Raw genomic sequence first — 12,418 nt, 5'->3', positions numbered from 1 at the left:
TGGCAGCGTGTATTAACGGTATTTCTTGTGAGCTATTCTATGACAAGTGGCCAAGTGGAAACGATATAACCTTGATTCACCGCTTCAATCAAAAGCCACTGCGGTAGTTCGGGTAATTCAATCAGCGGCCAGTTTTCCGCTGTCGGCCATGCGCCGAGGCCGACGGCGGCGGGAAGTCATCAGAGAAAATGCCACGCAGCACAAAGGCTGTATCCAGTTCGTCACCGAGGGACAATATCAACACCTACTCACCCTCGGACGGTGCTCACCATGATCGCGATTGACCGGCGCGCAGCGTCAGCCAGTTTAACTAGCCGGTGGTATTGTCTCCTGTCGCCACGCGGCGCAGGACTTGGTCGAGATCGACCGCGGCCACTGTACCAATACGGATCAGGTTGTGCAGCAGGCGCAGAATTTCAGTGATTTGGATTTGAGTTTGCATGGGGGAAGCATGCTATCGGAGATGGTCTTCTTCAATCTGATAGGGTTGTAAGAGCTATAGCACAACAAATTTTGAAATAACTTGCTAATCACTAAATTGATAGTAATTTATTATCGATAAATTTTCAGTATCACATTTTTTATAGCTATCTTTATTTCTGGGACAATATAATAGAAGAAAAAGAATTCTTTAGTCATGGGGATGTATGGGTTACAAATGCTTGTTTACGGTAAGCGGTGCCACTTATGCAATGAATGGCGTTACATCAGTTAAAAAATTATAGACAAAGTACTCAAAGGTAGGCTCGGTTATTTTAGCTATTATTGGCGCTCTAGTTACATTTAACACTGGTGGTGAGGTTAGGATTATTGGAATATTAATTTTATTAACTGATGTCTTTTGGTTTAGAAAAATAAAACTAAAATATGTTGTCGTAAGAAAATACGATATTTTGCCATGACAACTCTGCAATAGTATTCACACTTGTTCAGTGGTGGCAATATATTAAAAAACATTTCACTAATGATGTAATAAAGCCTCAAATATTGTTATTGTCAATAAGATAGTGATTAATTTGACTAAATCGGATATTCCCATTGCCTTTAAATCATGAAACGTGAAATCAAAATCCAATTCAGGAAATGTCTTTGCGGCCAGTAATTTTGCATTGCGCCACCGACTATTGAAACCATCTCTTGTGTAGCCATGCCCTGACTTTTGCTGCAGTACATAAATACTGCTCACTCTTAGCGCTATTTCTATTTCATCGGCAATCTTGATGGCCTGCTGTAATCTTTCTGTCCATGCCTTGATCTGTTTCTTGCCTAGAAATGGATCCGGCAATAATGAAGTCAGAAATTTATGATAAAAGTGTCGGTGCGGCCGCAAAAAGTGCATTAGTGTGATAAGAATTGTTTGTGCAGTAGTGCCTAGCCAGCCAAATAAACCTCGCTTCGGTGGGGTTTTGTCGTTTTTGAACTTGGATTGGTGGGCTGAATAATCTGAAAAGTAACCTTGTTGATGGCGTGCTTATAAATTGATGCGTAGAATTCGCTCTGTAACCGCCACTAGCTCAGCTGGATAGAGCCGATAACCATAGTTGTTGTAGGTGCGAGGTTCGAGACCTCGGTGGCGGGCCAAATTTCAGCCCTTAGCTTAACGGTAGGGGCTTTGCCATTTTGTGAGTCATGCCCACTATAAAGTTGGTCATGTTTACTGTTTGTTTATAATTACAATGTAAATTATACGGTGCTGTGATAGTTACCTTGGTGCAAGGATTGCATTATCATTGGTACGGTTACAGGGTCAGCTATCACAGCACCAAATTTAAAGCCTCAGCTAATCGCTGGGGCTTTGTCATTTCTGGAGCTTGATAATGGATAAAAATAACCCCTCGATGTTCTGATATTTCGTCAATGAAGTAGTTTCAGATAACTTGATTAATAATGTTGTATAAAAAAACACCATTTATAAGAATGAGTGTTAGGACGTTATCTGAAAAAACCTACTAGAGAATATGATGAAAGCAAATATCGGTGGCTAGTTTGAGATTTGTGTTGCAGGCATGTATCGGGCACAAAAATTCTATGAAGCGGTCTTTAACACTAAACTAGAGAAACTGGGCGATGGTGAGACGGAGTATTTAATGTTTCCTTATAAAGAGGGGACTGAAGGGATTAGTGGGGCATTGGTAAAATGAAGGGTGTTACACCAGGGCCAGTGGCACGGTAATTTACCTGATATGTGATGATTGCTCGGTGGAAGAAGGTAGAGGAAGTGATTGTCCGGTTTTCAATACAAAAGGCCGCCACTAGCATCTAATTACTTGTAGACATGATGTTTCGTGGCGGAAGCAAGACCTAATCCATAACCTTTTACAGGGTCTCATAGCTTGCTTACAGGTTGACAGACATGAAAGCGCTGTGGATTTGGCACTAAAATGATTGATCAAAAAGTGATCAATTACAATTGATTTGAAATGACATGCATCACATAACCACAAGTATGCTCGCTAACTCGCTTATTTATATAACGAGGCCCACACAAGGTATGGGGAAGCAAGTAATATATGCAGAATACTTATTTTAACGTTGGTTTCTCAATGGCTGTTTGGGAGCATAGAAGGATTTCAACCTTCTCTTTAGCACTGCAAGCTGGAGGGAGGTTAAATCAGAGGATCATCATTTAATAATCATCCTCAACGTCTTTAGCTGCCGAGCGAAGAATGAGCCAGACTATCACCGCGATGATCACAACAATACCGGCTATTATCAACGTTATCTTCAATTCCAAAATTGCCTTATTCAAAGTGTTATTAATACTCATCGCGGTTGAGTAACTAATAAAATAGCGTATAACGCTCGACATTGCTGGATTGAGCGCTTTCTCCGATCAATTAAGTTATGTGATAGCGCTGGCAGGGATGCTAGCAGATATTAAAAGCATAATCGATATGCAACATAGTAATTAGGAGTATTGTTTAGTGGCGATGGTGAGTGTCAAATTTAATGCACGAAAACAGTGCATATCATCAGTAGATAGCCATTCTGATTAAATAGAAACCTTTATTTTATAAATTATTTGCCATGATAGACAGCTTCAATATTGTAACCATCTGGATCAAGAACAAATGCAGCATAATAGTTTTCATGATAATGAGGACGGTAGTCAGGCTCTCCATTCGATATTGCACCAGCTTCCATGGCAGCATTATAGAATTGATTGACCTCATTTTTGCTTGCAGCACGGAAAGCGATATGGCTTCTTGGGGTATAAGGTTTACCTTCCATTACCCAAAAGTCACCGCCGGGATCATCCCCATTGGCTGAAATTTTCACACCAAAACCACAGGCATCACCAAGGTTTAGACGTATCTCGTAATTGAGAGGTGCAAGCGCTACACTGTAAAAATCTTTACTTATTAATATATTAGTAACGTTAATCCCCGTATGGTCTATCACTCTTTATCCCTTCTATTAAATGCCAGCCATTAATCTCATTCGAGTATAGCTCACACAGAACATCTTATAATTTGATGCTAATCTCAATCCTTATTAAGACATTGCATAACTTGCAGCCACGCTGTTTCTGTTTCTTTTCCCAGTTGTTGGAATACCTGTCGTAGCAGTTGCATTTGTGTCTCTGTTAATTGAGATTCAAGCTTTTTACCGGCGGGGGAGAGAGATAACTGCCGCACTCTTTGATCATATTCGGCGGTGGTAACCGTGATTAGCTCCATTTTAACTAATTGTTTTAATGGTGCATTAAGCGCTTGTTTGCTGATTTTCAGAATTCCCAACAAGGCATTGATGGCGATATCAGGATTGTGTCCGACAAAGTACAGGATGCGGTGGTGAACCCGACCTAATCCTCGCTGAGCCAGTAATTTATCCGGTAGTTCAGTAAATGTCCGATAACCAAAATAGAACTGTTCGATGGCTTGATGCAGTCGTTGGTCTTCCTGTTGCGGGACGTTTTTGGAGGTTGCCATCGGATTTTTATCACAAATTAAAAAATAATTAGGTCAATACTATTGACGTAATCAGCCGTCCATTTTACTGTCCATAAAGGTCAAATATGTTGACCTTTATGGAAGGACTGCCATGAATAAGACTGTAGTGGATCAGAATAATCGATTTTCCTCACGGCTGCACGATCTTCACCCCTCGCCTATACGGGAAATACTCTCTGTTATTGAACTGCCTGGGATGATCTCATTTGCTGGCGGCTTGCCTGCGGTTGAAAGTTTCCCGCACTTGCACCTGGAAGGAATGCCGCAATCGATGTTGCAATACGGGGCCAGTGAAGGGGAAACAGAATTGCGCAGGCATATTGCGCAGAATTTATGTAGGCGCGGTTTATCTTGCACTGAGGAGCAGGTCCTGATTATTTCAGGCTCGCAACAAGGAATTGATCTGGTCGCTAAATTATTTATTGATGCAGGAACACCTGTCGCTGTTGAGTCGCCCACTTATTTGGCGGCATTGCAGGTATTTCGGTTCTTCGGGGCACAATTTGTGGCTTATGATTCGGCACAACCTGATATTGATAAACTCAAAACAGAAAAGCCTGCTTTTGCCTACAGCATCCCAACTTTTCAGAATCCAAGTGGTCACTGTCTTGATAGTACGCAGCGGGCCACATTAGCAAAGGCGTGTGATGACCTTATGTTGCCGCTGTTTGAAGATGATCCCTATCATGACCTGGTCTATGATCCGTGTGAGCGAAAGCCGGTATGTGCCTTATTACAGCACGCACCGTGGATTTATCAGGGGTCCTTTTCTAAAAGTTTATCCCCGGCATTGCGGTTAGGCTATCTGGTTGCTTCGTCAGAGTTAATTCCTTATCTGACACGGCTAAAGCAGGCGGCTGATCTACACAGTAGCCGAATCAGCCAATGGCTGGTATTGCAACAGCTAGGTGCCGCCAACCATGCTGAACATATGGACCAACTGGCCACATATTATAAGAGTCGTCGTGATGCATTTGAGATCTCTTTACAACGCCATTTTGGTTCTCTTGCCACTTGGGAGAAACCTGCCGGTGGGTTATTCTTCTGGCTCACACTTAATCATTGTATTGATACTCGTAAACTATTGCCTAAAGCACTCGAAAAAAATATTGCATTTATGCCGGGCGAATCGTTCCTGCCATATCCGTCAGAGGGCTGTGGCCAGTTACGACTTAACTTCAGTCATGCAACAGAAGAACAAGCTGATATTGGTTTACAGACGTTAGCTGCTTTGGTGAGAGAAGATTGTTAATATTCTAAAATAGCTTACAAATAGAATGGCGAGAGCCGCAATAATAGAGAAAATTAATTAATAGGCGGGAGTCTTTCCCGCCAATATATTTTTGTTATTAAATATGTCTATGTGAAAGGATGTTCTTTCTTTAGAATTTTATCAATTATATTTAATACGCCAGAGTCGTTATTTGATTCGGCCTGATACTTTGCTACATTCTTAATGTTGTCTGGAGCATTTGCCATGGCATAACCAAAGCCGGCGTACTGTAACATTTCAATATCATTGCCACCATCGCCAAAAGTTACGACTTGTTGATCAGTTACATCCCACATTTTTTGGAGTAGTTTAATACCATGGGCTTTATGAATTCCGGGTATTATAAGGTCTACAGAACCATGTCCACTTGATACCGGGGTCACTATATCTGCGAGTTCTTGCTCGATAAATTTCATAAAGTCTACCAGTTTCTCATTGGGTAAACTTATCGCAAATTTGAATGCAGACTCTGTTACTTGATCGAAGTTATCGATAATTTTAAGGCGATGGTAGTATTTACTCATTGTAGTGTAGAAATAATTATCTGAAGAGCTCAACATGTAAGCGCCATTTTTGCCACAAACAATGACATCAAGATAGGGTATTGGTAGTAATGTTTTTAGCACTTTATTACAATCTTCATCAGAGATTGAACCGCAGAAAATTTCAGTATTCTTGTTACTGACATAAGCCCCATTTTCAGCAACAAAAGCGATTTCATTGGCAATCTCAGGGAAGAATGAAATTAGCTGATAATATTGATTACCACTGGCAACAACAAATTTTATTCCATTTTCTTTTAGTTGTGAATATTGTGTAATAAACCGTTCCCTATCAAAACTCATCTGATCATTGAGAAAGGTTCCATCCATATCAACAGCAATGATTTTAATGCTCATACAATTTCCCTCTTTAACATCTTGGTTTGATAGAGAATATCTCGGCATAGTATACCTAAAAAAAAGCTAGCATAATTTTGCTAGCAGGTAAAATTACCATACTCAGTCACACTTTTATCTTCAAAAAACAGATTGACCCACTATCCACCGGCTTTATTTATCGGTAGATAAATGTTTAGTCACTGGAATATTTCAGTTTGAATGCCCCAACTGCTATGACAATAAATGTCAGGGCAACCACTGTGAATGCAGTGTAGAGGTCAGTTATATGTGCAATAAAACCGATCAGTGCCGGCCCCCCTAAAATACCGAAATAACCCAGCGTTGCGACCATGGCTACCGACATGTTCACGGGCATTACACTTTCCTGGCCAGCCAGCGTGATAAGTACCGGAACAATATTAGCTGCACCTATTCCTACCAGTGCAAAGCCAAATAACGTAAATTTCCAGTCAGGTATTATGACGGCAATGGCATAGCCGGTCATGGCGATGATACTGCTAAAAATCAGTACATGCTTGCGTCCCAAAATACTGACAACTTTATCACCAGTGAAACGCATTACAGACATGGTGCCACCGAAAATAGCAAACCCCCAACCGGCATGTGCTATGTCAAGGCCACGGTCATTGGTTAGAAATACGCCACTCCAATCTAATACTGCACCTTCCGCCATAAAACAAATCATGCACATAAGTGCCATTAATATGAGCCTGAAGTTTGGGCGTGGTTTTATTTTTGGCTGTTGATTAGGTTCTTTATGATCGCCAAAAGGGATTAATTCCTTGAAAACGACTGAGGTAATTATAGCCATTATCACGACGGCAATCAGCGTTACGGGGAGGGGCATTAAGCCAAGAGTAAATAATATTGCACCGCCGCCAGCACCCGCAATTGAACCAATGCTGAATAAACAGTGGAAACCTGACATCAGTGGTTTATCCGAGGATTGTTCAACCAGAGAGCCTTGGACATTAACCGCAACGTCGACTAAACCAATGCCTGCGCCAAAAAAGAACAGACATAGTGCCATCAAAGGGAACTGATCAATAATTGCCAATGTGGGCAGGAAAACAGCGCTAACAACGATACCTAATAGTATTATTCTTCTACAGCCGAAGCGGCCAATCAGTTTGCCAGAGAATAGCATTGCCAGTAGGGAGCCTGTTCCCAAGCAAAGTAATAACATCCCCAAAGAGCCTGCATCAAAATGAAGTCTATTCTGTGCATAGGGCACCAACGATGCCCAAAGGCCCATAGCAAATCCAGCGACAAAGAAGATAGAGCGCGTAGATGTGCGTGTAGCCGGTGTATCCAGAGGGTAGTCGACGACATGGCTAGACATTTAAGCACCTTTCTCTGGTAAGTGGCAGCGAGCAAGTAATAAGTATAGTCACTTTATAAATGACTTATATTAAGTTGTGAAATATACAGTGGGTACCTGGCTTGTCAAGAACATTTTTGCCTATCAAGGTGGTTTGCCGACTAGAGAAAAGGGCATACGACGGTTAGGATAGCCTGAAGGTGGGAGAGGGGGCTCTAGAAAAATTTTCTCATCATAGATACCGCTGAATACTAGATCTCAAATACTCGAAAATTATTATAGGCATCAAGAGTGTATTCTGATATTCCATTGTGATAATCGTATTTAATGTTGTCGCGATAGACAAAATGGGGTATGTGTTTGCAATCAAATTTTTTGAGTAATTGAGCAGATAATTCTGCAATACAATTTTGACTGATATGTTCTCCTGAGATGGCTATGGTTGCAGGGTTAATCATGGCGATCAACGATGAAGTAATATAAATAAGTCGTTGTTGCACCAGTTCATGGTGAGAATTTATATTAGTCCCTAGATTGTCATAAAATGGCAGTTGCGACACTTCACCTGCAAATTGACTTGCACCACGTAGCATTTTACCTGAAATAACAATGCCACAGCCGGCACAATGTCTTGGTGGCATAAAAATATAGGCGATAGGTTCATTTATATTACGGCAGTGATTACGATAAAAACCAAATGCGGTATAATTCATGTCATTCCCCGCCTGAACAAAAATACCGAATCGGTTACTTAATAATTCAGTGATTGCCAATCCCTCCAGGCGGGTAATATCGCAAGTAAGTATTTTTCCATCCACAATGACACCGGGCAATCCTAGCCCTATTACTTTGATATTATTGTATTTATCTGAAAATTCTTGAATTTGCGCGAGCAACATATCTTCAGTTAAATCAGAATATATTTTATCGTACTCAACAATGATTTTGCCATCTGCAGACCTTAGGGATGACGATATAACGCCGGAGGTATCGCTCCCTTCAATATAAATACTTAATATGCTAAAGTAATTTGAGTTGTATATATAGCGCTTTGCTGGCCGGCCACCACGTGATTCATCAATAGATTCTTCAATGATTTCGCCCTTTGAACATAATTCATTCAAAATGGTGCCACATGTTGCCAAGCTTAATCCAGTTTGAGCAGATATATCGCCTTTGGTTGCGGATGACAGCGATTTTAATGTGCTTGCAACCAACATAATATTTTTTTGTTTCATCTGCCGGGTGGTATTAAGCGGTACAGTAGTCATTTTCTTCACCAAATATTTAATTGAAATGAATATAACATGTTCGTATTTATGAAGAAATAATTATCATGGCATTTATCCGTATGGTTGTGGTGATTAAACTTTGCTATAAATGAGTACAGTTGTCGAGCTATAACCACCAGTGGTATTTTCTGTTTTCGTGACTCTCGCGTTTCACGATATTGATGCTTTAGAGGCTGCCTTGTAAAGGGACTATTTGATGGAACCATTACTGACGGATCGTTTGCTATTAATACCTTTAACCCTACAGGATGTTGACCAGATTCAGTTAAAATTTCCGGTATGGGAAGTGGTGAAGTATTTAGATGCTTCTGCCGTACCTTGGCCTTACCCAGCCGATGGTGCCCTGACCTTTGTCCGTGATATTGCATTACCTAAGATGCAATGTGGTAGCCGTTTTTTCTGGTCAATCAGGCCGAAGGTTTCACCAGAGACCTTGATTGGTGTTATTAATTTGGCCTGTGATACAGACGATCACCGTGGCTTTTGGTTAAGCCCTGTGTGGCAAGGGCAGGGGTTAATAACGGAAGCCAGTGATGCAGTCACTCACTTCTGGTTTACACAATTGGACCAGCCTTATTTACGAGTGACAAAGGCCGCACCGAATAAGGCGTCAGCCGCCATATCACGTAAAAATGGTATGCGTTTGGTTGCAACGCAGGAGCGAGACTACGTTAGTGGGCATTTCCAGACGGAAATATGGGAAATCAGTCGCGAAGAGTGGTTGAGAAATAAGCGCTGAACCATGGCATGCCAGCTTTGAGGTTATTAATGAGACTAACCGAATGAATAAAATCTGTGGTTGGGCGACAGACTCTTGTTGATAGGGTTGCTAACATGGTGCATATACCGCACAAAGGAGGAGTACAACAATGGGAAATCGCATCACTTTAGCGCGAGTTTACGATGTTCAGCCGCCATATCAAGCCAATACCTTTCTGACTGATCGGCTGTGGCCGCGAGGCATTAGCAAAACCCGGCTGTTAGGGGTGGTATGGTTAAAAGAAGTGGCGCCGGAAAATGCATTACGAAAATGGTTTCATCAATGTTTAGATTGGCCAGAGTTTGTGGTGCGTTATCAGGCCCAGCTTGATAGCTCAACGGCCTGGCAACCTTTACTAGACGTACTGAAACAACAGCCAATTACGTTGCTGTATGGCAGTCGCGACACGCAACAGAATCAGGCGGTAGTGTTACGTGATTTTCTGCTTAGCAAGCTATAGTATTTTCTCTTGTAATACCCATACTGCGGCTTCAACCCGCGATTTCAGCTTCATTTTTTTCAACAGATGTTTGACATGAACTTTAACGGTGCTCTCTGCAATCAGCAATTTCCGGGCAATGGTTTTATTCGGTAACCCTTTAGCGATCAGCTTCAATATGTCGCGTTCACGTGGGGTGAGGGTGTTAATATCGCGCTCATTATCAGACCGATTCTCGCGGAGGTTGATTGCCAGTATCGACATCAATGCGTCGCTGAGAACCATTTGTCCTGCTGCTGCATCATACAATGAGACCAGCAAATCTTCAGGGTCCATATCTTTTAGCAGATAACCATCGGCCCCGCGTTTTAAGGCACTGATGACATCATCCTGATGGTCAGAAACGGTAAACACTACAATTCGCCCGGATAGTGGCTGCTGACGCAATCTATCCAGTGTTTCCAATCCATTCATGCCCGGCATGTTTAAATCCAGCATGATCAAATCAGGATCAAGATTGGTGGCGAGAATAATACCTTGAGCACCGTTGCTGGCCTCACCTGCGATGGATAACCCAGGTGCCATGCTGATTAATTGCTTAATACCGTGCCTTAGCATCGGGTGGTCATCAATCAACAGGATGGTCGCGGCGTCTTGTTCACTCATGAATAGTTCCTGTAGCTGAGAGGGTAAATACCTCGAACGGAAGGGTTGATCGATATTCTTCCTCATCCTTGACTATTACCCCATAACCAATAGGGAGTACCCCCTAATAGTCAACGGGTGTATTACTCGGTTTCAAGAAAACATTCACATCGGCAACTAAATGAAAAGAGGCTCTTTTTTACCAGTAAACCTACTACCCACAAATTATGTATGGGTATTGTTAGCTAAAAGTTAACTTCACATCCTCTTGATGTAAATCAACTTTGAAATAGCCTCTGGTGCCTAGGGTGACGCATTACTTCCCGTTTGTGGTCACCCTGACTGAGGTTTTTATGTCGCACTCTCCGACACCATTAACTAACTCATCATCTTCCGCTATCCCGGCAAAGTTAGCCGGTGGTCAATCAATACCGCAGTGGTACCCGGAAGATCCACAGTTCTGGCAACAGGTAGGGCATAGTGTTGCCCGGCGAAATTTGTGGATTTCAGTACCAGCATTGTTACTGAGTTTCTGTGTCTGGATGCTGTTTAGTGCGGTCGCAGTGAATCTGAATAAAGTGGGCTTTAACTTCACCACCGATCAACTGTTCATGCTGACAGCATTACCCTCAGTATCGGGGGCACTGTTACGTGTTCCATACTCGTTTGTCATACCGGTCTTTGGTGGTCGTCGCTGGACGGCTATTAGCACATTGTTTCTGGTTATCCCCTGCCTCTGGTTAGGTATCGCGGTACAGGACAGCACCACCCAGTATGGAACATTTGTATTGATTTCATTGTTGTGTGGTTTTGCCGGTGCGAACTTTGCCTCTAGCATGGCTAATATCAGTTTTTTCTTCCCGAAAGCCAAGCAGGGGGGGGCGCTGGGCCTCAATGGGGGATTGGGGAATCTTGGCGTCAGTGTGATGCAACTTATCGCCCCTATGGCTATTTCGGTTGGGGTGTTCAGTGCCTTTATGGGCAGTGGCTATCCACAAGCCGATGGTAGCCAGCTCTGGTTGCAAAACGCAGCCTATATCTGGATCCCCTTTTTGCTGATATTCAGTGTGGCGGCCTGGTTTGGTATGAATGACTTGTCTGCTGCAAAAGCGTCGATTATCCAGCAATTACCGGTCCTGAAACGTGGCCATTTGTGGATTTTGGCGGTGTTATATCTGGCAACTTTTGGTTCATTTATCGGTTTCTCAGCCGGATTTGCCATGTTGGCAAAAACACAATTTCCTGATGTTGTCATCCTGCATTACGCTTTCTTCGGCCCGCTATTGGGCGCACTGGCTCGTCCAATGGGCGGTGCGCTCTCTGATCGCTTTGGCGGCATTCGCGTCACCTTCGTCAATTTTATCCTGATGGCAATATTTGCGGCATTACTCTTCCTCACCTTACCGGGAACCAATGTTAATGGCTCCTTCTTTGCCTTTTTTGGCGTATTCATGCTGCTGTTTCTGACGGCGGGACTGGGCAGTGGATCAACGTTTCAGATGATTGCGGTGATCTTTCGCAAGTTAACTGTCGATCGAGTGACCCTCGCGGGGGGGAGTGATGAACAAGCGCAGCATGATGCCGTCAGAGAGTCAGCGGCGGCACTGGGTTTCATCTCAGCCATTGGCGCTATCGGCGGTTTCTTTATTCCTAAATCCTTTGGTACCTCGCTGGCCCTAACCGGTTCACCGGCCGGCGCGATGAAGCTATTCGTGGTTTTTTATGTGGTTTGCGTATTGATCACCTGGTTTGTCTACGGGCGCAAGCTTAACGCGGGTATGGCGACCAAAAAACCACGTTGACCGGTACGGTCCGATAAATAAGCAACATTGA

The 12,418-nt window shown here is 42.8% G+C and carries 11 protein-coding genes, 1 tRNA gene and 2 pseudogenes; 5 read left to right on the top strand and 9 right to left on the bottom strand.

The window, feature by feature from the left end; genetic code table 11:
* Positions 1-32: 32 nt before the first annotated feature.
* The 3 genes and pseudogenes from V1955_RS12565 to V1955_RS12555 all read right to left on the bottom strand — a co-directional run.
* Positions 33-152, bottom strand: a pseudogene (locus V1955_RS12565) (phage tail protein); the annotation flags it as partial.
* Positions 146-442, bottom strand: a pseudogene (locus V1955_RS12560) (phage baseplate assembly protein V); the annotation flags it as partial. The pseudogenes V1955_RS12560 and V1955_RS12565, both read right to left, overlap by 7 nt.
* 519 nt (positions 443-961) lie before the next feature.
* Positions 962-1,285, bottom strand: a complete 324-nt coding sequence (locus tag V1955_RS12555; protein ID WP_193784672.1) for a hypothetical protein — start codon at positions 1,283-1,285, stop codon at positions 962-964.
* Positions 1,286-1,503: 218 nt separating this feature from the next.
* Between V1955_RS12555 and V1955_RS12550 the strand changes: the two genes are divergently transcribed.
* Positions 1,504-1,581: transfer RNA gene (locus V1955_RS12550), tRNA-OTHER, on the top strand.
* 1,437 nt (positions 1,582-3,018) lie between these two features.
* Here V1955_RS12550 and V1955_RS12545 read toward each other — a convergent pair.
* Both V1955_RS12545 and V1955_RS12540 read right to left on the bottom strand, forming a co-directional pair.
* Positions 3,019-3,402, bottom strand: coding sequence for a VOC family protein (locus V1955_RS12545; RefSeq protein WP_442820957.1), 384 nt, complete (start codon positions 3,400-3,402; stop codon positions 3,019-3,021).
* Between the two features lie 83 nt (positions 3,403-3,485).
* Positions 3,486-3,932, bottom strand: coding sequence for a MarR family winged helix-turn-helix transcriptional regulator (locus V1955_RS12540; RefSeq protein WP_083159106.1), 447 nt, complete (start codon positions 3,930-3,932; stop codon positions 3,486-3,488).
* Between the two features lie 112 nt (positions 3,933-4,044).
* On the opposite strand from V1955_RS12540, the gene V1955_RS12535 reads away from it, so the two are divergent.
* Positions 4,045-5,205 (top strand): aminotransferase-like domain-containing protein, encoded by a 1,161-nt coding sequence (locus V1955_RS12535; RefSeq protein WP_442820956.1) that lies wholly within the window; start codon positions 4,045-4,047, stop codon positions 5,203-5,205.
* 107 nt (positions 5,206-5,312) lie between these two features.
* On the opposite strand, the gene V1955_RS12530 is transcribed toward V1955_RS12535, so the two are convergent.
* The 3 genes from V1955_RS12530 to V1955_RS12520 all read right to left on the bottom strand — a co-directional run bounded on the left by V1955_RS12530 (position 5,313) and on the right by V1955_RS12520 (position 8,720).
* Positions 5,313-6,125 carry a Cof-type HAD-IIB family hydrolase gene (locus tag V1955_RS12530; RefSeq protein ID WP_083159104.1) on the bottom strand — a complete coding sequence of 271 codons (813 nt, stop codon included), beginning with the start codon at positions 6,123-6,125 and terminating at the stop codon, positions 5,313-5,315.
* A gap of 175 nt (positions 6,126-6,300) precedes the next feature.
* Complete coding sequence (locus V1955_RS12525; protein WP_083159103.1) at positions 6,301-7,470, bottom strand: MFS transporter; 1,170 nt, start codon at positions 7,468-7,470, stop codon at positions 6,301-6,303.
* 230 nt (positions 7,471-7,700) lie between these two features.
* Positions 7,701-8,720, bottom strand: coding sequence for an ROK family protein (locus V1955_RS12520; protein ID WP_442820955.1), 1,020 nt, complete (start codon positions 8,718-8,720; stop codon positions 7,701-7,703).
* A gap of 217 nt (positions 8,721-8,937) precedes the next feature.
* Here V1955_RS12520 and V1955_RS12515 point away from each other — a divergent pair, with 217 nt between their 5' ends.
* A complete protein-coding gene (locus V1955_RS12515) occupies positions 8,938-9,480 on the top strand; it encodes a GNAT family N-acetyltransferase (RefSeq protein ID WP_420073503.1) in 543 nt (180 codons plus the stop codon).
* A 130-nt stretch (positions 9,481-9,610) separates the two neighbouring features.
* Positions 9,611-9,961 carry a DUF488 domain-containing protein gene (locus V1955_RS12510; RefSeq protein ID WP_083159100.1) on the top strand — a complete coding sequence of 117 codons (351 nt, stop codon included), beginning with the start codon at positions 9,611-9,613 and terminating at the stop codon, positions 9,959-9,961.
* Here the strand turns inward: V1955_RS12510 and narL are convergent.
* On the bottom strand, positions 9,956-10,606 hold the full coding sequence (gene narL / locus V1955_RS12505; protein ID WP_042569642.1) for a two-component system response regulator NarL: 651 nt from the start codon (positions 10,604-10,606) through the stop codon (positions 9,956-9,958). The two genes, V1955_RS12510 and narL, sit on opposite strands and share 6 nt — an antisense overlap.
* A gap of 332 nt (positions 10,607-10,938) precedes the next feature.
* On the opposite strand from narL, the gene V1955_RS12500 reads away from it, so the two are divergent.
* The gene (locus V1955_RS12500) at positions 10,939-12,387 is read left to right on the top strand and encodes a NarK family nitrate/nitrite MFS transporter (RefSeq protein WP_227746592.1); all 1,449 of its coding nucleotides are present in this window, start codon (positions 10,939-10,941) and stop codon (positions 12,385-12,387) included.
* Positions 12,388-12,418 lie beyond the last annotated feature (31 nt).

Origin of the sequence: Yersinia sp. 2545 StPb PI (assembly GCF_052217125.1) — a bacterium.
GTDB lineage: Bacteria > Pseudomonadota > Gammaproteobacteria > Enterobacterales > Enterobacteriaceae > Yersinia > Yersinia enterocolitica_E.
The sequence above is the reverse complement of the archived record's forward strand: the minus strand, read 5'-3'. Positions and strand labels throughout refer to the sequence as shown.